This is a genomic window from Acinetobacter sp. PC34, from assembly GCF_051789135.1.
Lineage (GTDB): Bacteria > Pseudomonadota > Gammaproteobacteria > Pseudomonadales > Moraxellaceae > Acinetobacter > Acinetobacter johnsonii.
Genome location: NZ_CP196664.1, coordinates 2,794,534 through 2,818,264, shown reverse-complemented (window position 1 = coordinate 2,818,264; position 23,731 = coordinate 2,794,534). Strand labels below are relative to the sequence as shown.

At 43.1% G+C, this 23,731-nt stretch carries 27 protein-coding genes; 22 read left to right on the top strand and 5 right to left on the bottom strand.

Features of this window, described 5'->3' with window-relative positions; all coding sequences use genetic code 11:
• The first annotated feature begins 10 nt into the window (after positions 1-10).
• From tsaB to ACSC9N_RS13755, 7 genes are all read left to right on the top strand, one after another.
• Positions 11-676, top strand: a complete 666-nt coding sequence (gene tsaB / locus ACSC9N_RS13785; RefSeq protein WP_010325977.1) for a tRNA (adenosine(37)-N6)-threonylcarbamoyltransferase complex dimerization subunit type 1 TsaB — start codon at positions 11-13, stop codon at positions 674-676.
• A 13-nt stretch (positions 677-689) separates the two neighbouring features.
• Entirely contained in the window at positions 690-1,514 is an 825-nt protein-coding gene (locus ACSC9N_RS13780; RefSeq protein WP_010325978.1) for an undecaprenyl-diphosphate phosphatase, read from the top strand.
• On the top strand, positions 1,508-2,326 hold the full coding sequence (locus tag ACSC9N_RS13775; protein ID WP_010325979.1) for a class I SAM-dependent methyltransferase: 819 nt from the start codon (positions 1,508-1,510) through the stop codon (positions 2,324-2,326). The genes ACSC9N_RS13780 and ACSC9N_RS13775 overlap by 7 nt, the downstream gene beginning before the upstream one ends.
• 123 nt (positions 2,327-2,449) lie before the next feature.
• On the top strand, positions 2,450-3,826 hold the full coding sequence (locus ACSC9N_RS13770; protein ID WP_010325980.1) for a C13 family peptidase: 1,377 nt from the start codon (positions 2,450-2,452) through the stop codon (positions 3,824-3,826).
• A 23-nt stretch (positions 3,827-3,849) separates the two neighbouring features.
• On the top strand, positions 3,850-4,686 hold the full coding sequence (gene fghA, locus ACSC9N_RS13765) for an S-formylglutathione hydrolase (RefSeq protein ID WP_010325981.1): 837 nt from the start codon (positions 3,850-3,852) through the stop codon (positions 4,684-4,686).
• A gap of 126 nt (positions 4,687-4,812) precedes the next feature.
• Positions 4,813-5,922: a YjgN family protein gene (locus ACSC9N_RS13760; protein WP_010325982.1), complete on the top strand. Its 1,110-nt coding sequence runs from the start codon at positions 4,813-4,815 to the stop codon at positions 5,920-5,922.
• 10 nt (positions 5,923-5,932) lie between these two features.
• Entirely contained in the window at positions 5,933-6,988 is a 1,056-nt protein-coding gene (locus ACSC9N_RS13755) for a M48 family metallopeptidase (RefSeq protein ID WP_010325983.1), read from the top strand.
• Positions 6,989-7,005: 17 nt separating this feature from the next.
• Here ACSC9N_RS13755 and ACSC9N_RS13750 read toward each other — a convergent pair whose 3' ends face one another.
• Positions 7,006-7,281: a DUF2218 domain-containing protein gene (locus ACSC9N_RS13750; protein WP_010325984.1), complete on the bottom strand. Its 276-nt coding sequence runs from the start codon at positions 7,279-7,281 to the stop codon at positions 7,006-7,008.
• A 178-nt stretch (positions 7,282-7,459) separates the two neighbouring features.
• Here ACSC9N_RS13750 and rpe point away from each other — a divergent pair, with 178 nt between their 5' ends.
• The 9 genes from rpe to ACSC9N_RS13705 all read left to right on the top strand — a co-directional run bounded on the left by rpe (position 7,460) and on the right by ACSC9N_RS13705 (position 14,363).
• Positions 7,460-8,146: a ribulose-phosphate 3-epimerase gene (rpe, locus tag ACSC9N_RS13745; protein WP_004694978.1), complete on the top strand. Its 687-nt coding sequence runs from the start codon at positions 7,460-7,462 to the stop codon at positions 8,144-8,146.
• A gap of 430 nt (positions 8,147-8,576) precedes the next feature.
• Positions 8,577-9,050, top strand: a complete 474-nt coding sequence (locus ACSC9N_RS13740; RefSeq protein ID WP_010325985.1) for a hypothetical protein — start codon at positions 8,577-8,579, stop codon at positions 9,048-9,050.
• Between the two features lie 45 nt (positions 9,051-9,095).
• Positions 9,096-10,925, top strand: coding sequence for a copper resistance system multicopper oxidase (locus ACSC9N_RS13735; protein WP_010325986.1), 1,830 nt, complete (start codon positions 9,096-9,098; stop codon positions 10,923-10,925).
• Positions 10,912-11,205, top strand: coding sequence for a hypothetical protein (locus tag ACSC9N_RS13730; RefSeq protein WP_010325987.1), 294 nt, complete (start codon positions 10,912-10,914; stop codon positions 11,203-11,205). The genes ACSC9N_RS13735 and ACSC9N_RS13730 overlap by 14 nt, the downstream gene beginning before the upstream one ends.
• The gene (locus ACSC9N_RS13725; protein ID WP_010325988.1) at positions 11,192-12,118 is read left to right on the top strand and encodes a copper resistance protein B; all 927 of its coding nucleotides are present in this window, start codon (positions 11,192-11,194) and stop codon (positions 12,116-12,118) included. Before ACSC9N_RS13730 ends, ACSC9N_RS13725 begins: the two co-directional genes overlap by 14 nt.
• 233 nt (positions 12,119-12,351) lie before the next feature.
• Positions 12,352-12,669 (top strand): quaternary ammonium compound efflux SMR transporter SugE, encoded by a 318-nt coding sequence (gene sugE / locus ACSC9N_RS13720; protein ID WP_005400191.1) that lies wholly within the window; start codon positions 12,352-12,354, stop codon positions 12,667-12,669.
• Positions 12,670-12,751: 82 nt separating this feature from the next.
• Positions 12,752-13,069 carry a quaternary ammonium compound efflux SMR transporter SugE gene (gene sugE, locus ACSC9N_RS13715; protein WP_010325989.1) on the top strand — a complete coding sequence of 106 codons (318 nt, stop codon included), beginning with the start codon at positions 12,752-12,754 and terminating at the stop codon, positions 13,067-13,069.
• A 33-nt stretch (positions 13,070-13,102) separates the two neighbouring features.
• Positions 13,103-13,588, top strand: a complete 486-nt coding sequence (locus ACSC9N_RS13710) for a methylated-DNA--[protein]-cysteine S-methyltransferase (RefSeq protein WP_010325990.1) — start codon at positions 13,103-13,105, stop codon at positions 13,586-13,588.
• 121 nt (positions 13,589-13,709) lie between these two features.
• Positions 13,710-14,363 (top strand): nuclease-related domain-containing protein, encoded by a 654-nt coding sequence (locus ACSC9N_RS13705; protein ID WP_010325991.1) that lies wholly within the window; start codon positions 13,710-13,712, stop codon positions 14,361-14,363.
• A 116-nt stretch (positions 14,364-14,479) separates the two neighbouring features.
• On the opposite strand, the gene ACSC9N_RS13700 is transcribed toward ACSC9N_RS13705, so the two are convergent.
• On the bottom strand, positions 14,480-15,247 hold the full coding sequence (locus tag ACSC9N_RS13700) for a hydroxymethylpyrimidine/phosphomethylpyrimidine kinase (protein ID WP_010325992.1): 768 nt from the start codon (positions 15,245-15,247) through the stop codon (positions 14,480-14,482).
• Between the two features lie 93 nt (positions 15,248-15,340).
• Between ACSC9N_RS13700 and ACSC9N_RS13695 the strand changes: the two genes are divergently transcribed.
• Complete coding sequence (locus ACSC9N_RS13695; RefSeq protein ID WP_010325993.1) at positions 15,341-15,985, top strand: HAD-IA family hydrolase; 645 nt, start codon at positions 15,341-15,343, stop codon at positions 15,983-15,985.
• 97 nt (positions 15,986-16,082) lie between these two features.
• Here ACSC9N_RS13695 and ACSC9N_RS13690 read toward each other — a convergent pair whose 3' ends face one another.
• On the bottom strand, positions 16,083-16,826 hold the full coding sequence (locus ACSC9N_RS13690) for a sporulation protein (RefSeq protein WP_010325994.1): 744 nt from the start codon (positions 16,824-16,826) through the stop codon (positions 16,083-16,085).
• A gap of 84 nt (positions 16,827-16,910) precedes the next feature.
• Positions 16,911-17,375, bottom strand: coding sequence for an Lrp/AsnC ligand binding domain-containing protein (locus tag ACSC9N_RS13685; RefSeq protein ID WP_004694947.1), 465 nt, complete (start codon positions 17,373-17,375; stop codon positions 16,911-16,913).
• Positions 17,376-17,512: 137 nt separating this feature from the next.
• Between ACSC9N_RS13685 and ACSC9N_RS13680 the strand changes: the two genes are divergently transcribed.
• The 5 genes from ACSC9N_RS13680 (at position 17,513) to ACSC9N_RS13660 (ending at position 23,180) form a co-directional block, all read left to right on the top strand.
• On the top strand, positions 17,513-18,772 hold the full coding sequence (locus ACSC9N_RS13680) for a D-amino acid dehydrogenase (RefSeq protein ID WP_004694945.1): 1,260 nt from the start codon (positions 17,513-17,515) through the stop codon (positions 18,770-18,772).
• A gap of 36 nt (positions 18,773-18,808) precedes the next feature.
• The gene (gene alr, locus ACSC9N_RS13675; RefSeq protein ID WP_130235034.1) at positions 18,809-19,906 is read left to right on the top strand and encodes an alanine racemase; all 1,098 of its coding nucleotides are present in this window, start codon (positions 18,809-18,811) and stop codon (positions 19,904-19,906) included.
• A 37-nt stretch (positions 19,907-19,943) separates the two neighbouring features.
• On the top strand, positions 19,944-20,303 hold the full coding sequence (locus tag ACSC9N_RS13670; RefSeq protein WP_004694941.1) for a RidA family protein: 360 nt from the start codon (positions 19,944-19,946) through the stop codon (positions 20,301-20,303).
• A gap of 143 nt (positions 20,304-20,446) precedes the next feature.
• A complete protein-coding gene (locus ACSC9N_RS13665; protein ID WP_004984251.1) occupies positions 20,447-21,889 on the top strand; it encodes an amino acid permease in 1,443 nt (480 codons plus the stop codon).
• 184 nt (positions 21,890-22,073) lie between these two features.
• Complete coding sequence (locus tag ACSC9N_RS13660) at positions 22,074-23,180, top strand: acyltransferase family protein (protein WP_130235035.1); 1,107 nt, start codon at positions 22,074-22,076, stop codon at positions 23,178-23,180.
• A gap of 81 nt (positions 23,181-23,261) precedes the next feature.
• Here the strand turns inward: ACSC9N_RS13660 and ACSC9N_RS13655 are convergent, their stop codons facing one another.
• Positions 23,262-23,714 carry a CopD family protein gene (locus ACSC9N_RS13655; protein WP_010325998.1) on the bottom strand — a complete coding sequence of 151 codons (453 nt, stop codon included), beginning with the start codon at positions 23,712-23,714 and terminating at the stop codon, positions 23,262-23,264.
• Between the last annotated feature and the right edge of the window lie 17 nt (positions 23,715-23,731).

Genomic DNA, 23,731 nt, shown 5'->3' with positions numbered 1-23,731 from the left:
AAGGTTGTGCATGAAAGTGCTGGCATTGGAATCTGCAAATGAGCAGTGTTCCGTCTCTATTGTAGATGAAAATCAAGAACTTTTTTTCCAATTGGATACGCGCGCAAAAGCACAAACGCAAACGATTCTGCCAATGATTGAACAAGGGTTTTTACAGTTGGATATAAAGACAGAAGATTTGTCTTGTATCGCTTTTAGTCGTGGTCCTGGTTCTTTTAGCGGCGTTCGTATTAATGCCGCCGTGACTCAAGCTTTGGCATGGTCGAATGATTTGCCTGTGGTTCCTGTTTCAACTTTACAAGCGCTCGCACAAGCTGCACATCGTGTGCACGGTCTAACCACAGTCACCGCAGTTTTAGACGCTCGCATGAGTGAAGTCTATATTGCAAGTTTTCAATTAGATACGGACGGCATCATGCAAGCCGTCGATGAAGAACAGCTTCTAAGCTATGCCGCGGCTACTGAATGTACACCGTTTACTTTAGTTGGTTCAGGCGCAACCTTAATTGATCCATCACAAATACAATACAAAGATTTAAGTGCAACTGCGCAAGATATTGCCACAATTGCGCGCAAGAATGCACAGCAACAACACTGGGTGAGTGCTGAACTTGCACTTCCAGTCTATTTACGTGATAACGCTTGGAAAAAAATCCCGGAACAGGGCAAAGCATAATTAGGGTTTTTTTATGGATCTTTTACTGCTGCTCAAAGCGGCAATTATGGGTATTGTTGAAGGTATTACTGAATTCTTACCCATTTCGAGTACTGGACATTTAATTTTAGCTTCAGAACTTATGAATTTTTGGACCAAAGAAAAAAGTGATGTCTTTGTGATCGCCATTCAAATGGGGGCAATTGCAGCCGTCATTTATGAATATTGGACACGTTTGTGGGGGGCAGCAACGGGAATTTTTAGTGGTGAACCCCAAGGTCGCCGTCTCGGGATTGGGCTAATTTTAGCGTCGATTCCTATTGTGCTGATTGGTTTGACATTTGGTCAAACGGTGAAAGAGCTTTTATTTAATGATATTGCGATTGCTATTGGTTTGATTGTGGGTGGCTTGATTATTATTTGGATTGAAAAGCATCCACCACAAGAGCGCGTGCATGAAGTTGAAGACCTGAGTGTAAAAGATGCGATTTGGATTGGTCTGATTCAAGTGCTGTCTTTAATTCCAGGGACATCACGTTCGGGGGCAACCATTATTGGCGCGATGTTCTTAGGTGTATCGCGCAAAGCAGCCACTGAGTTTTCATTCTTCTTGGGTATTCCAGTAATTATTGGTGCGGGTCTGTTAGATTTGTACCAAAGTGCGCATGTGTTTGACGGACAACAAGATTGGATCGTATTGGCAACAGGCATTATTGTTTCTTTTATCTCGGCTTTACTGTTGATTCGTGCTTTAGTCGCTTATGTGGCGAAGCGTGATTTCATGATTTTTGCATGGTATCGCATCGCTTCAGGCTTAGTGATTCTACTGTTTGCCTTTACGGGTTGGAAGTTATGGTAGGCCCAATGCGCTTATATGTGGAACAAGAGCATTTAGAAAAAGCACAGCACTATGTTGCTGTGCTTTTTTCTCGTGGTGTCGAAGTCAGCATCGAAGTCGCCGAAAAGTTAAATGCACGTTTCTTCCGTTTTCATCCTGAACTGGGTCTGTGTGCCGATGCCGATGGGCTTTGGCTTTGTGCCAATGGCATGAAAATGCAGCCGGATTGGAAAGCTGAAGTTCCACGTTTAAAGCGTGCGTCGTTAAAGTCTGAAATGATTGCTCGTGCTTGCCACTTGACTGAAAAACCTAAGCTCATTGATGCAACGGCAGGGCTTGGGCATGATTCACTGCTCATGGCACATTTAGGCGCCAATGTCACTTTGGTAGAACGCCATCCCATTTTATTCACCTTGTTAGAGTCAAGTAAGGAACAGGCTTTGCAGGATGCATTTTTAAATCCCGTGGTGACTCGAATTGACTTGGTTTTTTCAGATTCCGAAGAGTATTTGCAGCAACAAGCAGAGCAGGGCAATAAGGTCGATGTGGTTTATCTAGATCCGATGTTTCCACAACGTGATCAAAACCAGCAAGCGGTGAAAAAACAGGCGCAAGTGAAAAAGCAAATGCAGCTTTTACATATGTTATTGCCTGAAGATGGTGAAATGGATCTGGGCGATAATCTGCTTGGCTTAGCGCAAAAAGTGGCAAAACGGGTGGTGGTCAAACGTCCTCGCTTGGCCGTATTTTTGGCAAATCAAGAAACCACTCATCAGTGGCTAGGGGATGCATGCCGTTTTGATGCCTATTTTCAGCATGAACGCTTAGACTGAAGTGGAAGACTGCTTCAAAAGTATGCAAAGATTTGTTATATAATTAAAAACATCATTGATAAAATGCTGATCAAGCATAAACTTAGTGTGTCCCTACGCAAGTCACAATTTAATTAGAATCTTATGATCGACTTCAAACCCTCCATCAACTTTTGGCATGATTTTAAAAGCAACCAAACTGCGGGGATGTGGTTGTTTCTAGGTTCACGACGCTCTTTGCAAATTGTCCATCCTTCGATTATGCAGCTCATCTTCTGGGGAATTTTAGGTGGCTCAGCCAATACTTTATTTAGCTGGTTGAGCGCAGGAGAGATCGGTGACTTTAACCCACAAGGTTTGGTCAGTTACGCACTTTGGCCTTTCATTGCCCTGATTGTCGGGATTTTTCTGTCTCAACGGGTGAATAATCCGCGTTTGATGTTGGTACCAGCATTGCTTTGGCTCGTGTTGGATACGCATATCGCGTTATTACAAAGTTTTATCCAATATTTGGGCATGATTGATGTCCTGCCGTATTTCTTCTACGACTACCTGCCGAATGTGTTCATGGTACTGTTTGTCTGGCAGAGTTTGGCTGTGGTGTGGGTGTTTTCACGTGAGCTGAAATGGCCTTGGTGGGAGCGTGCTCTGATTGTCTTGGCTACGCTGTTTACCCTTGTGGTTTGGCAAATGTCAGTGACCAGTCAGCCGATTTGGAAAGTAGAAGAAACGCCACCAACCTTTGCAGAAGATGCCTTTTATGCACAAAGTCGTTTACTGAATAAAGCACTAGAGTCTGTGCAATATGGTGAATTTGCCCAGTCACATTGGTATTTCCTTGGTGTGGCGGGAGCGAGTTATCAAGATGTATTCCGTTCGGAAGTCGAGCGAATAAAAGAACAGTTCGATACGCGTTTTGGTACTTTGGGTCGTTCGATGATGTTGGTGAATAACCCTGCAACACGGACAGAAATTCCGATTGCCTCTAAACACAGTATTGAAATGTCACTGCGCCGTATGGGACAGCAAATGAACCGTGAAAGCGATGTGTTATTTTTATATATGACTTCGCATGGTTTACCGAACCAGTTCGAAATGGAAAATGCACCTTTAGACTTAACTCAGGTCGACCCGAAATGGTTACGCGAAACCTTAGATGCATCGGGTATTCGCTGGCGTGTGATTGTGATTTCATCGTGCTTCTCTGGAAGCTTTGTACCAGCATTGCAAAATGACAATACCTTGATCATTACTGCTTCGGCAGCAGACCGTCAGTCTTTTGGTTGTACCAATGAAGCCGATTATACTTATTTTGGTCGGGCGTTTTTCGATCAAGCAATGCGTGAACAAAACAGTATAGAAACTGCTTTTAGCCAAGCACAAAAGACTGTGAGCCAATGGGAAACAGCACAAGGTTTTGAACCCTCTGAACCTCAGTGGTCGATGGGTAAAAATATGGAGCTGATGCTTCCACAACTTGAACAGCGCTTGTTTCCACCTAAAGCTGTTACAACCCCTTAATTTGGATCTAAAAAGGAACCCTGATGGAATTAGTACAATCTAACCGTAGTTTTGATGGTGAACAGCGTATTTACCGATTTAATTCCATCAGCCTTCAAGGCGAGAGCAGGTTTGGTATTTATTTACCCGCTCAAGCGTTAGCGGGGCAAGCGTGTCCAACATTATTTTATTTGGCGGGTTTAACCTGTACCGAAGAAACCTTTGCCATTAAAGCGCACGCACAGCGTTTAGCAGCTCAGTTAGGTCTGGTTTTGGTAACGCCTGATACTTCTCCTCGTGGTGAACAGGTTGCGCAAGGTGATCATTGGGATATTGGGCAAGGGGCAGGTTTTTATATCAATGCCACCCAAGCACCGTGGGCTGAGCATTTCCAGATGGAAAGCTATATCGTTGAAGAGTTATATGATTTAGTGATTCAGCAATTTGCTGTACAAGCAGAGCGTATTGGGATTTTCGGGCACAGCATGGGCGGTCATGGCGCTTTAACCTTGGCCTTGAAATATCCTGAGAAGTTTAAGTCGGTGTCTGCATTTGCTCCGATTTGTGCACCAAGTCAATGTCCTTGGGGCGAAAAAGCGTTTTCAAACTATTTAGGTTCAGATCAAGCTGAGTGGTTGAAACATGATGCAACTGCTTTGGTCCAAACAAAAACAGCTCATTTTGCCGATATTTTAATTGATCAGGGTTTGAGTGATCAGTTTTATAGCCAGCTCAATCCTGCATTATTTCAGCAAGCCTGTCAGGCTGCGGGCCAGCCACTGACGCTTCGCGAACATGCAGGCTATGACCATGGTTATTACTTTATTCAAAGTTTTATCGATGATCACCTGCAGTTTCATGCCGTACAGCTCGAATCTTAAATCTTGATTTGTCATATTTATTCTTAATTTTTGACTAGAAATCATCCAGCACTGGCATTAACATGGTTGGGTGATTGATTTTTTGTTCTTAAAAAATAAAACAGTAAAATAATAGATAGGGTATACATGCAAAATTCAGAGGCATCTTTGCCACCTGTAGAGGCTTCTTTTGAAGCAAGCTGGCCACCTCCACCAGCCGTTCCCACGGATGAGCCAAACGCCTATTTGGGACAGACCTTTCGTTTCCAATTCCGTGGTAATGCCCGAGAGTACTTTGGCATTTGGATTGTGAATATCTTATTGACCATTGTTACCTTCAGTTTATATGCGCCTTGGGCGAAGGTTAGACGCTTACGCTATTTTTATGGCAACACGGTGTTTTATCGCCGCAAGTTTGATTTTACGGGTGTACCTACACGTATCCTGATTGGTCGAATTATTGCTTTGGGCGTGTACTTTGGCGCTTCAGCTTTGGCTCAGGTATCTTGGCAAGCTTCTTTAATTGGTTTCCTCATCATCTTTTTATTGGTTCCGTGGTTGGTGCGTTCAACCATTCGTTTCCGAGCGCGGAACAGTAAATTTGGCAATAGCCGTTTTTATTTTACAGGCACAACCAAAGAAGCCTATATCTTGGCGCTGAAAGGCATTTTGATTTACATCTTTACCCTCGGGATCTTTTTCCCAGTGCTGTTTTGGTATTTTAAAAAATACACGCTGGATAATTTACAACTTGGGCAGTTACGTTTTGAGCTACATGCCGATTGGCCTGACTATATGCGTGCTATGTACATCCCTGTGTTTTTGTTTATTGGAATCGTCTTTGTTTTAGGATTATTCGTTGCCTTCACTCTTCAAGTTGGGAGCAGTTCTCCAACCCAGTTTGGGATCATCGTGGCGGTGATTTATATGATTGCTGCTTTTATGATTTGGCCGTTGATGATGGCGCGTATTTTTATTACCACATGGAATAAAGCCACGTTGGGGCGTAGTCCTTTCCAAACGGACTGTGGTCAAATGCATTATGCATGGATCGTGATGACCAACTGGATTTTAAAAATTCTTTCGCTCGGTTTGTTATCGGCATGGGCTGCGGTGCGTTTGTATCAGTATCAAATTGAGTCATTAACTTTAACCCTAAAAAATGATCCAGATCGTATGTACAATTTGGCTCAAGATGACCCGAATGCGATAGCTGAAGAGCTGAGTGATATTTTTGACATCGATATTTCGCTATAACGAGGCTTAAATGCAGGAACAAAACATCATCTTTTACGATGGGCAGATTTCTAAGCCTTATCCAGCCACGATTGCACCGATAGATAGCGAAACGGTCTTGATCTGTTATAACCAGCAGCAACGTCGTTATTACTATGCCGATATGCAGTTGATTGGGGCATTGGGGCAGATTCAACCTGTGATTGAGTTGAAAGATGATGCACGGATTGAATTTCCACAAGCATTGCCTGACTGGTTTGAGTTGAACAAAAAGCATGTACAGCATTCGATTTGGAAATTAGAACGCTCACCAAGTCTCATCTTGTTTAGTGTTGTGTTTGTTGCCGCTTTTATCTTCGCCATTTTAAGATGGGGTATTCCAAGCGCAGCACATTATGTCGCGATGCAACTGCCTGCCGATACCATCTATAAACTCGGTGATGAAGCGCAAGAACAAGTATTTAAGCTGACGGGACCTTCGACTATCCCTCTTGCACGTCAAAAACAAATCATACAAAGCTATCAAGACCTTGTTGCCAATGGGCAACCTGCCAAAGTACTGTTTCGTGCAGGCGGACAAATTGGAACCAATGCGTTGGCCATTCCCAACAACACCATTATTCTGACCGATGAATTGGTTAATTTAGCCAAAGATGATCATGAAATTATTGGCGTTTTAGCACATGAGCAAGGGCACTTGGTCGAGCGACATAGCTTACAGCAAGCCTTATCCAGTTTAGGTTTTAGTGTGCTATTGATTGCGGTGACGGGGGACAGTTCGGCCTTATTTACAACTTTGCCCGTGGCTTTGGTTGGTGCCAGTTATTCACGCAATTTTGAAAGTGATGCGGACTTGTATGCCATGCAAGTGCTGGATAAAAACCATATCTCCAGCTTACATTTGGCAAAATTTTTAGCACGTATGGAAGATGATGCACGTGCCGAAGAGGAAGAAAAGCAGCCGCAAGGGAAGTCCGAAGAAGAGGAGGACGGTGGCATTGGTTCATTTTTCCAAAGTCACCCTGCGACCCAAGAGCGTATTGCAGCTATTCGCCAATTTAACCAACAGCAACGCTTATCAAACTAATTCATTCAGCCGTTGACTTAAACTTGTGTCCATGTTGCTGTGAGTGGCGTTTGTCCCATACGGATCAGGTGGTCTAAGACTACGTGCTCTAAGTGACTCAGTTTCTCTTCACTCGCCTCAATGCTGACATGTAAATGTTCGGCTTGAGGGCTTAACTGTACGCGGGCTTCAGGCATGATAATGGTAAAACTACTGGGTTCTTGTTCGATTTCAAACTTATGTTTCCAATGATTCACCAGTCGTTTTGCAATTCGAGCCGCATCTGTCGTGACAATATCCGCAGTACTTTTCATATTTACCTCGTCGATTGATCTCTTACCATAACAGTTTCAAGTCAAATGAAAAGTTGAATGTTGCAACGCTACGTTGCAAATTTAGAAAGCTTAACGCTTTCTTTTTTCACAAGTCCCAGTTCAAAAGCTGAATTTGCTATAATGCCTTTATTCCCTTTTGTATAAGCCAGGTACACGCATGTCCAAGCCTTATTTAATTGCACCATCTATTCTCTCTGCTGACTTTGCCCGTTTAGGTGAAGACGTTGAACATGTACTTGCAGCAGGTGCAGACGTGGTTCACTTTGATGTGATGGATAACCACTATGTGCCAAACCTGACTTTTGGTGCGGGTATTTGTAAGGCCCTCAAGAACTACGGCATCAAAGCCCCAATTGATGTGCATTTGATGGTTAAACCTGTCGATCGCATGATTGGTGACTTCCTAGAAGCAGGCGCGGATATTATTACCTTTCATCCAGAAGCCTCTGACCATATCGACCGTTCTTTACAGTTGATTAAATCAGGCGGTGCAAAAGCTGGTTTGGTCTTTAACCCAGCAACGCCGTTACATTATTTAGATTATGTGCTGGATAAAGTCGATCAAATTTTGTTGATGAGTGTGAACCCAGGTTTTGGTGGTCAAAAATTTATTCCGATGACTTTAGATAAACTACGTGAAGCGCGCAAAATTATTGATGCTTCAGGGCGTGATATTCGTTTAGAAGTGGATGGTGGTGTGTCACCTGCAAATATTCGCGAGATTGCAGAAGCGGGTGCAGATATGTTTGTTGCGGGTTCAGCTATTTTTGGAAAACCAGATTATAAAGCTGTGATTGATGATATGCGTGCAGAGCTTGCAAAAGTGGGTGCGGTAAAGGTTTAAGCTCATAGGTATAAATGCTATACAGGTTGTGGATAACTTTATGGATAAACTGGTGGATATCTATGTTGATAACGATATGGATAACTTGATTAATGTTTAAACGTTTACATAGCAATGGTTTAGTATTTAGACGTTAAATGTATAAAAAGGACTCATTTGAGTCCTTTTTATGGTGTGAATGCCTGATTGTTACTGATGCTTTATTCATCTGTACTTAAAAATAGCACTGTTTAAAAAATAACTTTATTGTTTAAGTGTGCGTAGTGGCTAAACTGTCGTAGTAATTGAATTTAAATTTATAAACTTGTGTATAAAGCATTCTTTGCTTATCCTGTAGATTGGGATCAGCAACAAAAGATCAGGCATTTACTTGCAAAGAGCGTTTTGTTGCGTTGAGATATCATTCTTCACTGACTAAATAGGATTGATTGTGCGTTCATTGCTCAAGACACATTCTTGGTTTGTCTTACTCATTACTTTGGTAATGGGGTGGAGTGGTATTGCCCAAGCTTCGGCAGCGCCGATGCATCAAATGATGCAACTAAGTATGCAGACTGCAACCAGTGAGCAAAGTTCAGCGCATGCAACAGGCAGGCAAAGCATGCCCGACTGTCATCAAACGAAATCATTGAGTCCAGTCTCTGGACATCAAATGCATATGGCTCAGACCGACATAACAGCGAAGAGCAACTGTCATGCTTCGGATATGCTGCAAAATAAGCAAGTTCAGTGTCAGGAGTGTGCACAGTATCACTGCCAAACAACGCTGACACTTTTAGAGGCTGAACTGCTTGCAGTGGTTCAGCTTGAAGCCGCTTTAGCACAATCATCCCCCCATTTTCGCTATCAAGCTCAACATTTAGTGGGCTATTGGCAAGAAATTCTACGTCCTCCCAAAGCCTAATCCTGATTTTTAAAACTTTATTTTTAAAATTATTAGGATTTAGTCATGTCTATTCAATTTAAACAAAGCCTCATCCTTGGGGTGTGTCTGATGTCATCTTCTTGGAGCTTTGCCGCAGTCAAAGAATACCAATTGGTGATTGATGAAAGTCCCGTCAATTTAACCGGCAAGTCGCTCAAGCGGATTAGTGTCAACGGACAGTTTCCAGCTCCCTTGCTTGAATTTGAGGAGGGCGATGATGCGGTCATTCGGGTTAAAAACAACCTCAAAAAACAGGATTCATCGATCCACTGGCATGGTTTGCTTTTGCCTGGGCTGATGGATGGTGTACCAGGTTTTAACGGGTTTAATGGTATTCAGCCGAAGAGCGAATTTGTCTATAAGTTCAAAGTGCGCCAAAGTGGCACCTATTGGTACCATGCGCATTCTAAAGGACAGGAACAAGATGGGCTGTATGGTGCATTGGTCATTTATCCCAAAGACAAAAAGCCTTTAGCTCAGCATGAAAAAGCAGAGCGTGATTATGTGGTGATGCTGTCGGACTTCCATGAGCAGAGCAGTGAACAAATTCAGAAGAATTTGAAGATTTCTGCAGAATATTATCAAAATCAGCGTGAAACCGTTGCTGACGTGTGGAAACAAGTACAGCGTGAGGGCTTAAAAGCCGCGTGGCAAGACCGTTCCATGTGGAACCAAATGCGCATGCTAAAAACGGATCTGTCGGATGTTACGGGTTATACCTTCCTCATTAATGGTAAAACGCCTGAGCAGAACTGGATAGGTATGTTTAAGCCGAACGAGAAGGTTCGGTTGCGTTTTATCAATGCCTCAGCCATGTCTTTTTTTGATATCCGTATTCCTCACTTAAAAATGACGGTAGTCAGTGCAGATGGTCAGCCTGTTAAACCCGTTCCTGTGGATGAGTTCAGGATTGGAACTGCTGAAACTTATGATGTGATTGTGGAACCGAAAGCAGGGCATTATCAAATTGAAGCAGAGTCGATTGACCGTTCAGGCTACGCCATTGGAACTTTACACAATGAGTTGACTCCAATGGCACAGAGTATAAATATGCCTGCGCCACGTCCACGCTCATTGTTGACCATGGAAGATATGGGACACGGCTCAGAACATTCAGGTATGGATCACTCAAAGATGAGTCATGAAGCGATGCCTGCAATGGATCACTCCAAAATGAACCCTGAAGCGATGCCTGAAATGGATCATGCGAAGATGAATCATGAGACCATGTCTGAGATGGATCATACACAGATGGGTCATGCGCAACATAATACGACAGCAAGTTCGGTACAGGAAGCTGTTACACCAGTGTATGGGTGGGCGAATGCCTCTACCCCTAAAGGTGATAAGGCATTGCAATATAGCGATCTGAAATCCTTAGAGCCGCAAAAAGATACCCGCGAGGCGACGAGCGAGTTAGTGATTCGTTTGGGTGGAACTATGGAGCGCTATTTGTGGACCATCAACGGGAAAAAATTTAGCGATGCTGAACCGTTGAAAGTGAAGTACGGCGAGCGTATTCGGATCAAATTTGTCAATGACAGCATGATGGCGCATCCGATGCATTTGCACGGTATGTTTATGCAACTGGAAAATGGACAAGCTGCCGTTGATATGCCGAATAAGCACACTTTGATTGTGCCACCGGGCAAAACAGTGACCGCTTTACTGACCGCAGATGAGTTAGGCGAATGGGCCATTCACTGTCATCTGCTGTACCACATGAGCTCAGGCATGATGAATAAACTGATTGTGGCCAATGTGAGTGATAGTCAAGTGTCAACCACCCCAATTCAAGAGCAAAAAACAGCAGCTCAAGCTGAACCAAAAGGAGATGAACATGCGCATCACTAATCTTTTTTCAGGTTTTACTTTAGCTCTTAGTGTCTTATTGAGTTCGTTAGCTATGGCTGCCGAATCTCATGCACAGCATGAAAAACAAAAAGCCAAATCTACAAGCCAAGTTCAGTCCAAAGATATGGCACATGAGCATCATCAGCATAGTGCCAATGAACATGCTCAGATGCTTAAACAGAAAACTGCGGTGGGTCAGTCTTCATCGGAGAAGCAAGTTCAGACTCAACCAAGCAAGCAGCCAAATGCTCAGAAAGGAGATCATCATGCGCACCATTAATCTTTTTTCAAAAAGCATATTGAGTAGTTCTTTGGTGTTGATGAGTGCTGCGACTATGGCGCATGAAGGGCATCATATGCCTGCTGAAGCAAGCGCAAATATCTCCATGACCACTGAGTCTGTGATGTCACAACATGCACAGCATCAGGCGATGACCATTCCAACTCAAGCTGCTCCACAGGCTAGCGCACAACATGTACAGCAGATGAATTATGATTCAACAGCACATACGCATGATCACCGCAAAGAGCACGGTGCGCAAATTTATGCGGTTACCACTGTCGATAACAAATGGTTGCTGAATGAAGACGGAGATGGTGGTGTAAAGTCTGAGTTTGAAACCCGTATCGGGACAGATGAAAACAAGCTGTTTATTAAAGTCCATGCGGATAAGCAGGAATCGCATAAGGCTGAGTATGATGCCAAAGTGCTGTATAGCCGTATGATCTCAGACTTTTGGGATGTACAGGCGGGTGCACGTTACCGAGCTGAAAAGGTGGAGCGTGAACAGCAGGGATGGGATACGGAAGAAAAAGTGGATGGGGTGCTTGGCCTACATGGTTTAGCGCCGTATTTCTTTGAAACCGATGCCTATGTATATGCTGGTGCAGACAACTATGCTGCGTTTAGTTTAGAAACTGAGCGGGACTTGTTACTGACCCAAAAGCTGATTTTCAAGCCTTATTTAGATCTGAACATTATTTTCAGTGATGACTCTAAATATGCCAAAAAATCGGGTCTCAGTAGTGCAGCCGTTGGTCTTGAGACACGTTATGAGATCAGCAAAAAAGTCATGCCTTATGTGGACATTGCCTATGAATATAGCAAAGGCAATGAAGCGACGGCTTGGCAAGCTGAAAGCGACGAAGAGAAAGGTTGGCAGTATGGAGTGGGTCTTCGCTTTAAGTTCTAAGTCGCACGTTTAGGTTTAAAGTGAATATCTGAGATTGCACCAAGGTTGTGCTGAAAGAGTGATCTGTTGGTATGGATCACTCTTTTTTGCGCTTTAATGATTTCTAAGTGTGAAAATAATTCATTTTGGTGCGCTCTTTGCTATAATTTAAGGCATATTTAGGAGGAACGACCTCCCTCATATTGAGAAAATTCGTCAGGACGGCCTGACTCTAGTGAAGAGGAGTCAGTAGCATGGCTTGGGTTTTTCTTATCTTTGCGGGTCTGTTTGAAATCGTTTGGGCATATTCAATGAAGCTGTCCGAAGGGTTTAGCAAACTCACACCCAGCATCATCACCATTGTGTTCATGATTTTAAGTTTTGGTTTACTGGCCTATGCAATGCGAACATTGCCGCTAGGGACCGCGTATACCATTTGGACAGGAATTGGTGCGATTGGATCTTTCTTGGTGGGGATTTTTATTTTAGGTGAGCCCGCAACGGCTATGCGGATGTTTGCTGCGGTGCTGATTGTATCGGGCCTGATTTTGATGAAACTCTCATCCAGCTAAATTCATTCAAATATGTAGAGCTTCAAGCGATCCTTCGTTTGAAGCTTTGTTGTTTCTGCTCTGAATAAAAGGTGTATTGCTTATGGCATGGGTGATTTTAATAGTTGCAGGTTTACTCGAAGTGGTTTGGGCCTATGCGATGAAAGTATCGGATGGTTTTACTAAACTGACGCCGAGTATTTTGACTCTTGTATTTATGGTGGCCAGTTTTGCATTGCTGTCTTATGCCATGAAGACCTTACCTTTGGGCACTGCCTATACCGTTTGGACAGGGATCGGCGCGATTGGTTCATTTTTGGTTGGTATTTTGATTTTGGGTGAACCTGCCAATGCCATGCGGATGCTCGCAGCGGTTTTAATCATTTCTGGGCTTGTACTGATGAAACTTTCATCGTCATAATATTGTATACATAGACAATTTTTGTGGTGAACCATGCGCTTATTTTTTAAATATATGCCATCTCCTGTCGGGGTACTGAGACTGGTGGCACATGATCAAGCCTTGGTTGCCGTATTGTGGGAAAATGAAAATCCCAAACGGGTACGTTTAGCTGAGCTGATCGAACACAATCAGCATCCGATTTTACTGGAAACTGAACGACAGTTGAGCGAGTATTTTGTGGCAAAACGTCAATGTTTTGATTTGCCTTTGGATTTTGCGGGGACAGATTTTCAGAAGCAAGTTTGGCAGGCTTTACTGCAAATTCCGTTTGGTGAAACCCGAAGCTATAAAGATATTGCGCTACAGATCGGCAATGTAAAAGCCGTTCGTGCAGTGGGTGCAGCCAATGGCAAAAATCCGATTTCAATTATTGCGCCGTGTCATCGGGTTGTGGGGGCGAATGGAAAATTGGTCGGCTTTGCAGGCGGTTTGGACAATAAAGATATTTTATTGAAACTTGAGAAAATTGCGAATTAAGCGTGTGTTTCGGAGTTTTTACGCTCGTATTTTAGTTTAATAATTTAAAAATAAGTACTTTGTTTTTTAATCTGTATTCTTTTGAAGAATCGTGTCTCTAACTCAAATAACGATGAATAATATGATAAGTCAAATTGTGGGGAATGTGTTTTCAGAACTGTGGTGGATGCTACTGATCTTGTTCGGGATCGGTCTTTTAAAAGCGTTTAAGCCCTATCTGAAAGGAAAATTCGGTGAGTTCGCAGTTCAAGCGCATGTGAAATTGTATTTGGATGAGCGTTATACTCTAATTAACGATGTGACTTTGCCTGATGAGCAGGGCGGAACGACTCAAATTGACCATATTGTATTGAGCCCCTTTGGTGTTTTTGTGATTGAAACCAAAAACTATAAGGGCTGGATTTTTGGTGGTGAGCGTCAAAAGATGTGGACGCAAAAAATTTATAAAAAGAGCTTTAAATTTCAAAATCCGCTGCATCAAAATTATAAACACGTCAAAGTGCTGCAAAGTGTGTTGCAAGATATTGTCGATGTAGATTATATCCATTCTGCTGTGGTGTTCATGTCTGAATGCGAGTTTAAAACTGCGATGCCCAGTACGGTATTTAAAGGTAAAGCATGGGTCGATTATATTAAGACCTTTAACACAGAAGTGATTCCAGCGATGAAACTGAAACGGATTCAGCTTCGGATTGAAAAAGAAGTGTTAGAAAAGTCATGGAAAACCAACCGTGAGCATGTGGCACATTTAAAACAACGTCATCAAGATAGTTAAATACCCCATTCCAAAGGTGACTGATTCATTTTGTGCCGAAAATAAAATCTAGAATTTAAAAAAAGCCAGTCTATTTCTTCATGGACTGGCTTTTATCTTTGTAGTTTTTTTCTAACTTAAAAACGCTTTGGAATTTTTTGACCGCCTTCAACAGGTGTTTCTGCCTGTTTTAATACGCCAAAGAGCCATGTTTCGGCATGATGTACTGCAACTTTAACACTGTCACCTTGCGCCAAACGACCTGCAATAAAACTCGCCAGCGAACAACCTGAACCGTGATATTCGCCTGCTAAACGCGGGCAGCGAGTTTCAGAAATGAGTTTGCCATTCACAAACAGGGCATTACGAATATAGTCAGGTGTGTCTTCATGACCACCTTTGACCAGTACCGCTTTGGCACCCATTTCAAACAGTTTTTGTGTTGCGGCATCTAAGTCATCGAGACCCGTTAACGCCCGTAATTCAACTGTATTTGGGGTAATAATGTCCGCCAATGGGATCAGCTCAACAAAGGCTTTGACTAAGGTGGCTTGATCACCCAATGAACCGCCACTGTTCGCCACTAAAACAGGGTCGAGCACATACTTGTACTCAGGATGTTCACGTAGAAACTCAGCCAGTGCTGCAATATTATCTGTGGTGCCTAACATGCCAGATTTTATGGCTTTAATTGGTAAATCTCCGACAACAGCGTGGGCCTGAGCTAACAGCAATTCTTTTGACGTCGCTTCAAAACCAAACACTTGTTGCGAGTTTTGAACAGTGAGTGCTGTACACGCAATGGCTGCATGCGCACCACTTTGACCAATCGCTTCGATATCGGCCTGTAAACCAGCACCACCTGAAGGGTCTAAACCAGAAAAGCACAGTACGGTTGCGCGCACAGAAATATCCTTGTTGCGAAAATTTGCGATAGTATAGGCAACTTTAGCAGAACTCTCGATAGTATTTTATTTAAAGCCCAAGAAGGATCAGCTGTGATTAAACATATTTTGCTAGATTTAGATGGAACCTTAACAGATCCGAAAGTTGGCATTACCACCAGTGCGCGTTATGGCTTGAACAAAGTCGGACACCCCATTGCTGAAGATCTAAACATTGACTGGATTATTGGGCCACCACTAAAAGCGTCTTTGGCAAAACTCTTAAATGTTACAGTGGACGATGTTTTGGCAGAGCAAGCTTTATTGGGCTATCGTGAGCGTTTTGCGGTGAAAGGTTTATATGAAAACCATTTATTTGCCGATGTTGAACCGACCTTAAAAAAACTGACTGAGCAGGGCTATCATTTGTATTTGGCGACAGCAAAACCAGAAATCTATGCCCGTCAAATCTTAGAACATTTCAATTTACTGCAATACTTCGTGCATCCTTATGGCAGTGAGCTGAACGGTGAGCGCACCAATAAGGGAGATTTGATTGCTTATATTTTAGAAAAAGAGCAGTTAAACGCAGAAGAATGTCTGATGGTTGGTGATCGTGAGCATGACATTTTGGGTGCACGTCGTAACGGTATTGAAACCATTGCGGTGGAATACGGTTATGGTTCTGATCAAGAGTTGACGGAAGCAGCACCTAAAGCACGAATTAAAACCTTTGCCGAAGTCTTGGACTTGATTTAACGCAGACAGAATTTAATTCGGACAGGATTTAAATAACGCCTTTTTCGACTGCGCACGACTTTTCTATATTGAAACAGTCGTGCGCAGTGATTAAAAATTAAAGTCCTAACATGCGTCTAATTTCATTCGCTAACAGTGCAGGATTAGCCTGCTGATGGGGAATGGTAAGGCTGTTGAAGCCATCACCACGAAATTTACGATCCACTTCTAAAAGCACATGGGTTTGATGTTGCTCTGCCACAAAGGACACTTCAACTTCATTGATGCTGTTGAACAATTGCGTAGGTTTAAATTCAAGTTCTTGATAACAACCAATGCTCGAGTGGAAGCCGTTGCCACGTAGTTGACCTTTTTCAACATCGACGGTCATTAACTGAAAACCGCATTGCTGCATGGCTTGAATAAACGCTTGCATGGTCGGTGTCGGTAAAATTTGTAAATAGTCTTTGTCAGTTGCATCGAGCCCCCAGTCCACATCTAAATGTGTATGTAACCACACTCGGGTTTTATTGACGCGGCAAGGCACATCTGTAACTGGAGTTTCAAAGGGTAGTTGAATCGAAAAAGGAAATGCATGTGACTGATGGGCTTGTAACTCAAAAGCCCCGCTAATGTGCCATTCGGCAATACTTAACGCGCTATTGTACTCAGCATCGTCTGACTCAACCTCGGCTGTGGTCATGAGCCTTAAATAAATACCGTTGATAATTTTATTAGACGCGGCACCTTTAAAAATAACCTCACCCTGAATGGCTTGACCCGCTTGTGGTGCAGTGGTGTGTAGACGAGTATCCACTTGAATGCCTTGTAAGCCAAGGCTAGACATGAGTTTGTTAAACATGGTGCAGAACTTCCAATAGGGAATCGATAGGTTTTAAATATTTAAAGTGAATGCACTTTGAAGACGCATATTTTTAATAAGCTGTTAGCGAATGTCCAAATAAAAACTTTCTTTGACTTCTTCCATCACAATATAACTGTGCGATGACGCTGAAGAGGGGAGTTTTTTTAGTAAATCGCCCAATAGGCGTCGGTAGGCACTCATTTCTTTTAAACGGGCTTTGACTAAATAATCGAATTCACCTGAAATCAGATGGCATTCTAAAACCTCAGGGATTTCGACCAAGTCACGTGCCACTTGATCAAACACATCGCCAGACTTGGCTGACAGCTTAATCTCTAAAAACACCAATAAGTTTCGATCGACCAGTTGTGGATTGAGTCGTGCGTAGTAACCCATGATAATACCGTCCCGCTCTAAGCGTTTGACACGTTCTGAACAGGGTGTGGTTGAGAGGTTGACGCGAGAGGCCAATTCACTAATCGCAATTCGTCCATCGCGCTGCAAAATGTCTAAAATCTGCTGATCAATCCGATCTAATTTACGCATTATAAATTTCCTATGTTTAGAATTTTAGCGCGACAAAAATGGCGATTTACCTAGATTATAATATTAAAAACAGTGAAAAAAACTATTAACCTAAAAATATACTAGTGAAATAAACTAGTGTGTGTAAGGGATCAGTCATGCGTGTAATTGTCTTAGGTAGTGGTGTCATCGGTGTTGCAAGTGCGTATTACCTTGCACAACAAGGCGCAAGCGTTACGGTTTTAGACCGTCAAGCTGGTCCTGCTGAAGAAACTAGCTTTGGTAACGCAGGGCAAATCTCTCCAGGTTATTCTACACCGTGGGCTGCACCCGGTATTCCGTTTAAAGCCGTAAAGTGGATGTTCCAACATCATGCACCTTTAGCGATTAACATCGATGGTAGCATGTGGCAGTTGAACTGGATGGCGCAAATGTTGAAAAACTGCAATCCACAAAGTTATGCCATTAACAAAGAGCGTATGACGCGTGTTGCTGAATACAGCCGTGACTGCTTACGTGAACTGCGTAAAGAAACAGGCATTCACTATGAAAACCGTGCGAAAGGAACTTTGCAGGTTTTCCGTAATGAAGCACAACTAGATGCAGTACAACGTGACATCCAAGTATTAAAAGAATGTGGTGTCGACTACGAATTATTATTAAAAGATGACTTAGCCAAAGTCGAGCCAGCTTTAGCCTATGCCAAAGACAAACTGGTTGGTGGTTTACATCTACCGAATGATGAAACAGGTGACTGTTACTTATTTACCAACGCTTTGGCAAATCTTGCGAAAGACATGGGCGTAGAATTTAAATTTAACCAAAATGTTGAAAAACTTGTGGTTGAAGGGGATGAAATCAAAGGCGTGGTGGTTGATGGTCAAGTGCTTACAGCAGACCGTTATGTGCTTGCTTTTGGTAGTTATTCACGTGATTTCTTAAAACCATTGAATTTGAATTTGCCTGTGTACCCTGTCAAAGGCTACTCATTGACGATCCCAATTGTAGATCCTGCATTTGCACCGCAGTCTACGGTTCTTGATGAAACTTATAAAATTGCCATTACGCGTTTTGACCAACGTATCCGTGTGGGTGGTATGGCTGAACTGAGTGGTTTCAACCACGGTTTAAACCAAGACCGCCGTGCGACCTTGGAAATGGTGACTCAAGACTTATTCCCAGGTGGAAATTTAGCTGAAGCAAGTTTCTGGACGGGTTTACGTCCAATGACACCAGACTCTACGCCGATTATTGGTGCGACTCGTTTTAAAAACTTATTCTTGAATACAGGACATGGCACCCTGGGTTGGACCATGGCATGTGGTTCAGGCAAGCTCATTAGTGACTTGGTGATGAATCATCAACCAGACATCAGTACTGAAGGTCTATCGATTCAACGTTACCCTTCAGCAGCCTAATTCGTTTTAGGTCATATTGATTCAAGGAAGAAGAAAATGCCACGTCCAATTACTGCAGTGATTCATAGCCAATCATTGCAGCATAATTTAAATGTTGCTCGCACTAAAATGCCGAATAGCCAAGTCTATGCGGTGGTCAAAGCCAATGCCTATGGTCATGGGATTGAACGCGTCTATCAAGCGTTCAAATCTGCCGATGGTTTTGCGTTGCTCGATTTGGCAGAGGCGAAACGTATCCGTGCTTTGGGCTGGACAGGTCCAGTTCTGTTACTCGAAGGTATTTTCTCAGAGCAAGACCTATTTGACTGCCATGAGTTGGGCCTAAGCCTCAGTATTCATAGTGAATATCAACTCGAATGGTTAGCGCGTTTTCCTTTAGAGGCGCAGTTCGATGTTTATTTGAAAATGAACAGCGGCATGAACCGTTTAGGTTTCCGTCCAGAACAGTACCGTCAAGTGTGGCAGCAGCTTTCCAGCTTGCCTCAAGTTCAACGTTTGACTCATATGATGCATTTTTCGGATGCCGATGGTGAGCGTTTCGGACGTGAAGGCATTGCGCATCAATGTCAGTTATTTGATGCCATCATCCATGATCTACCGGGTGCACGTTCAGTCAGTAACAGTGCAGCGATCTTACGCCATGAACAGTTGCAGTCGGATGTGATCCGTAGCGGCATCATGCTCTATGGCAGCTCTCCAGATTATCCAAGCCACTCGATTCAAGACTGGGACTTGCAACCAGCCATGAGTTTGCGCAGTGAGCTGATTGCTATTCAGCAGTTAAAAGCAGGCGATAGCGTCGGTTATGGCTCAAAGTTCATTGCTGAAAGCGACATGCGTGTGGGTATTGTGGCTTGTGGTTATGCCGATGGTTATCAACGGATTACCGCAACAGGTACGCCTATTTTAGTCGATGGACAACGCAGTAGCTTGGTCGGACGTGTCAGCATGGACATGTTAGCAGTCGATTTATCTCACCTTCCAAATGCCCAAGTCGGCAGTGAAGTGGTGCTGTGGGGTACATCGAAACAGGGTGCTGTACTCAGCATTGATGAAGTCGCAGCAGGTTCAGGCACGATTGGCTATGAGCTGATGTGTGCTGTCACTGCACGTGTCAATTTTATCCAAGATTAAATTTTATTTTTATACAGTTTCATACAAGGAAAGACCTATGTCACATTCAGACATTCAAAAATTCAACACCAACGAAGTCATGAGTGCAGTCACTGTGTTTAATCAAGTGGTGTATTTGTCAGGGCAAGTGCCAAAAAATACCGACAATGATGTCGCAGGTCAGACCCGTGAAATTTTAGCAACAATTGATGAGCTTTTAGCTTTGGCAAATACAGATAAATCACGTTTGTTATCTGCTCAGCTTTACATCAAAAATCTCTCTGATTTCTCAACAGTCAATGCGATTTGGATTGATTGGATGAATGGTTGTGTAGCGCCTTCGCGTGCCACGATTCAGGCTGATTTGGTTAATCCAAACTGGTTGATCGAAATTGCAGTGACAGCTGCACAAAACTAATTTTTTTAAACTCTCCCCGTGTATATCAGCGCTTGGGTTTCAACCGAAGTGCTGATGAGCGTATAAATGCCGCCCGTTAGGATAACGAGCACTGTATGAACATGGTTTATACGCAAAAAAGGACTTTAACAGGATGTTAAATTATGACGACTACCCCACAAGCTGACGGTGCAAATGCATCATCGCATGAATTACAACGGAAATTATCCAACCGCCACCTGCAATTGATTGCCATTGGTGGCGCGATTGGTACGGGCCTGTTCATGGGTTCGGGCAAAACCATCTCTCTCGCTGGTCCTTCTATTCTGATCATTTATATGATTATCGGGACCATGTTCTTCTTCCTGATGCGTGCATTGGGCGAAATTTTATTGTCAAATTTGCACTATAAGTCGTTTATCGATATGGCTCATGATCTGATTGGGCCGGGTGCGGGTTACTATATCGGTTGGTCCTATTGGCTCGGTTGGGTGTTGGTTGGTATTGCGGACTTGGCAGCCATTATTAACTATCTCGGGTTTTGGCTCCCGCCAGACATGGCATTTACTCCCATGGGGCAGGCTTTAATCAGTGTCGGCTGTGTGCTGTTTGTCCTTGGGCTAAATTTGCTGACGGTGAAACTGTTTGGTGAAATTGAATTTTGGTTTGCTTTAATCAAAATTTTAGCCATTTTAGGGCTGATCGTGATTGGTGGCTTTATGGTGTTTAGCCATTTCCAAGCACCAGGCGGTTCAGTTGCAAGCTTCAGTCATGTTTGGTCGCATGGGGGGATGTTCCCTCAAGGTGGCAGTGGCTTTTTAGCAGGCTTCCAAATTGCACTCTTTGCCTTTGTCGGTGTAGAGCTGATTGGAACCATGGCTGCTGAAACCAAAGATCCTGAAAAGAACTTACCGAAAGCAGTGAATGCGATTCCAACCCGTATCATTTTGTTCTATGTCTTGTCATTATTTGTGGTGATGTCGGTGACGCCGTGGAATCAAATTCCTGCGGATCAAAGTCCGTTCGTTTCACTATTTTTACATGCAGGTATTCCAACTTCAGCCATCATTATGAACTTGGTGGTGCTGTCTTCAGTAATGTCTTCAATGAATAGTGGTGTGTTCTCTACATCACGTATGCTGTTTGGTTTGGCAAGAGAAGGGCAAGCACCACAGAGCCTAGCGCGTCTATCAAAACGTGCGGTACCAGCAAAAGGCTTATTCTTCTCATGTGCTTTTATCATGGCAGGTGCGGCGCTACAGTACTTTGTACCGAACACGGTTGAAGCCTTTACATTAGCCAGCTCATTGTGTGTGATTCTGTTCATCAGTATTTGGAGCATTATTATGGTGTGCTATATCCGCTACCGTAAATTGCGTCCTGAGCTACATGCAAAATCGACCTTTAAAATGCCGGGCGGTGTTTGGATGTCTTATGTGGTCTTAATCTTCTTGTTCTTTACGTTGATTATTTTGAGTTTAGAGGCGGATACCCTTCGTGCACTCATGATCAGTCCACTCTGGGTGATTATTTTAGCCGTGACGTATCAACTGCTGTACAAACCACGTATGAAAAAGCGTCTGTTAGGGCAGCAACTGGATAACTAAAATTCATTCTGTACTCTTGATATTTGAAAGAAAGCCCTGCATAAGTAGGGCTTTCTTTTTTACTTGAGCTGAATTAATGGGTTCTAACTAAGTGTTAGATCATTGTATGATTTTATATATAAAAGCTGTCTAAATCAGGCGATTTCACTTTTAATGAAGCACTTTAAAATTTTAATAATGATTTATGCGTAATTATAAAATAGACATTCTGCGTGGCGTGTCCATCCTATTGGTGCTGATTCACCATTTCAATATCCCTTATAAATTACACGATACCTTTCTCGGCATCCCAATTGGGAGTGAGAGCTTAAGTACCTTGATTGCAAGAAATGGCAACTATGGGGTGACCATGTTTTTTGTCATTTCAGGTTTTTTGATTACCCAGCATACCTTACAGCGTAGTGGGTCTTTGGCGCAGATTAAGCTGAAAGATTTTTATATCCGTCGTATTGCCCGCATCATACCGTGTCTAGTGTTATTGGTTGCGATGGTCAGTGTGCTCGGAAGTTTAGGGTTGCAACCCTTTCTCAATCAGTCGCCCAATGGCGTAGAGGTGTCCTATGCTGTGACTGTTCTTTCAGCGTTGAGCTTCTGGATGAATCTATTAATTATTAAATACGGCTGGGTGAACTATGCCTTGGGCGTATTGTGGTCTTTATCGGTTGAAGAGGTCTTCTATTTAGCATTTCCTGTCCTGTGTTTAGCACTGGGTCGAGGCAAAGGCTTTATTGTTTTTCTGCTCGCTGTCATCGCGTATGCACCATATTTTCGTGCCCTCCATTTTGGTGAGGAAAGTGGTGCTTATTTGTATCACTATTTTTCTAGTTTCGATGGAATTGCCATTGGCTGCCTCACCGCAATTTATACGCAGCATTTCAAAGGTGCCATTTACAATCAAAAAATGATTGTTGCAGTAACAGCGTTTCTGATGACCGCTTTATATTTTTATGCACCCATCAAAGAGGTGAGTACATGGGGTATCAGCGTATTTGCGTTACTTACGGCGTTACTCATATTTTGCTTTTCTCAAGAGCCGAAAGTTAAACCTGCCTCATACACGGCACGGAGTTTGGTTTGGATTGGGCAGCGTAGCTATGAAATGTATTTGTTTCACTTAATTGTTCTCGGCTTAATGAAAGTGGTGTATTTCCCAAAAGACACTTTAGCGGCTGAAAAGTTGATGTTGTTGCCTGTTTATTTTATCGCGGTGTTTATTTTGAGTTGGGCGATTGAGAAATATTATTCGACCCCACTCAATTTAAAAATTCGTCAATCTTGGATACGTTCGTAATACTGATCTTGAACTGTGCTGTTGATTTTGTACAGACATTAAAAAGCCCCGAATCAATCGGGGCTTTTTAAGTGTGGGATTTTAAAATGTCGGTTTCACCACGACTAAAATCACCACAGCAAATAAAATGAGGGTCGGCATTTCATTAAAGAAGCGCCAAAATTTGTGTGACTTGTAGTGCGCATGACCAATCAATTTCTTACGGTAATAGCCGCAAACAAAGTGGTAAATCACCAACAGTCCAACCAAGCCGACTTTGAGGTAGAACCACAGGGCTTCATGGTAGTGGCGCGTTGCATCACCCCATTCGACCAAGAAATGTGCCGTGATCAGTGTTGCAATCATCGACGGCCACATAATGCCACGGTACAACTTACGTTCCATGACCTCGAAACGTTGATGACTGACGGCATCATCACTCATGGCATGGTAAACATAGAGCCGTGGTAAGTAGAACAATGCAGCGAACCAACACACCACGGCAATAATATGTAATGCTTTTACCCACAAGAAAGCATCAGAAGGAGCATCCATCAAGTCACCCTAAAATG

Coding starts and splice junctions, on each gene's coding strand:
- ACSC9N_RS13760 (WP_010325982.1), top strand. CDS start 4,813: ATGCAAAATTCAGAGGCATCTTTGCCACCTGTAGAGGCTTCTTTTGAA.
- sugE (WP_010325989.1), top strand. CDS start 12,752: ATGGCATGGGTGATTTTAATAGTTGCAGGTTTACTCGAAGTGGTTTGG.
- ACSC9N_RS13770 (WP_010325980.1), top strand. CDS start 2,450: ATGATCGACTTCAAACCCTCCATCAACTTTTGGCATGATTTTAAAAGC.
- ACSC9N_RS13655 (WP_010325998.1), bottom strand. CDS start 23,714: ATGGATGCTCCTTCTGATGCTTTCTTGTGGGTAAAAGCATTACATATT.
- ACSC9N_RS13665 (WP_004984251.1), top strand. CDS start 20,447: ATGACGACTACCCCACAAGCTGACGGTGCAAATGCATCATCGCATGAA.
- ACSC9N_RS13775 (WP_010325979.1), top strand. CDS start 1,508: ATGGTAGGCCCAATGCGCTTATATGTGGAACAAGAGCATTTAGAAAAA.
- fghA (WP_010325981.1), top strand. CDS start 3,850: ATGGAATTAGTACAATCTAACCGTAGTTTTGATGGTGAACAGCGTATT.
- ACSC9N_RS13710 (WP_010325990.1), top strand. CDS start 13,103: ATGCGCTTATTTTTTAAATATATGCCATCTCCTGTCGGGGTACTGAGA.
- alr (WP_130235034.1), top strand. CDS start 18,809: ATGCCACGTCCAATTACTGCAGTGATTCATAGCCAATCATTGCAGCAT.
- ACSC9N_RS13755 (WP_010325983.1), top strand. CDS start 5,933: ATGCAGGAACAAAACATCATCTTTTACGATGGGCAGATTTCTAAGCCT.
- ACSC9N_RS13685 (WP_004694947.1), bottom strand. CDS start 17,375: ATGCGTAAATTAGATCGGATTGATCAGCAGATTTTAGACATTTTGCAG.
- tsaB (WP_010325977.1), top strand. CDS start 11: ATGAAAGTGCTGGCATTGGAATCTGCAAATGAGCAGTGTTCCGTCTCT.
- ACSC9N_RS13750 (WP_010325984.1), bottom strand. CDS start 7,281: ATGAAAAGTACTGCGGATATTGTCACGACAGATGCGGCTCGAATTGCA.
- ACSC9N_RS13735 (WP_010325986.1), top strand. CDS start 9,096: ATGTCTATTCAATTTAAACAAAGCCTCATCCTTGGGGTGTGTCTGATG.
- ACSC9N_RS13780 (WP_010325978.1), top strand. CDS start 690: ATGGATCTTTTACTGCTGCTCAAAGCGGCAATTATGGGTATTGTTGAA.
- rpe (WP_004694978.1), top strand. CDS start 7,460: ATGTCCAAGCCTTATTTAATTGCACCATCTATTCTCTCTGCTGACTTT.
- ACSC9N_RS13680 (WP_004694945.1), top strand. CDS start 17,513: ATGCGTGTAATTGTCTTAGGTAGTGGTGTCATCGGTGTTGCAAGTGCG.
- ACSC9N_RS13725 (WP_010325988.1), top strand. CDS start 11,192: ATGCGCACCATTAATCTTTTTTCAAAAAGCATATTGAGTAGTTCTTTG.
- ACSC9N_RS13705 (WP_010325991.1), top strand. CDS start 13,710: ATGATAAGTCAAATTGTGGGGAATGTGTTTTCAGAACTGTGGTGGATG.
- sugE (WP_005400191.1), top strand. CDS start 12,352: ATGGCTTGGGTTTTTCTTATCTTTGCGGGTCTGTTTGAAATCGTTTGG.
- ACSC9N_RS13660 (WP_130235035.1), top strand. CDS start 22,074: ATGCGTAATTATAAAATAGACATTCTGCGTGGCGTGTCCATCCTATTG.
- ACSC9N_RS13670 (WP_004694941.1), top strand. CDS start 19,944: ATGTCACATTCAGACATTCAAAAATTCAACACCAACGAAGTCATGAGT.
- ACSC9N_RS13730 (WP_010325987.1), top strand. CDS start 10,912: ATGCGCATCACTAATCTTTTTTCAGGTTTTACTTTAGCTCTTAGTGTC.
- ACSC9N_RS13690 (WP_010325994.1), bottom strand. CDS start 16,826: ATGTTTAACAAACTCATGTCTAGCCTTGGCTTACAAGGCATTCAAGTG.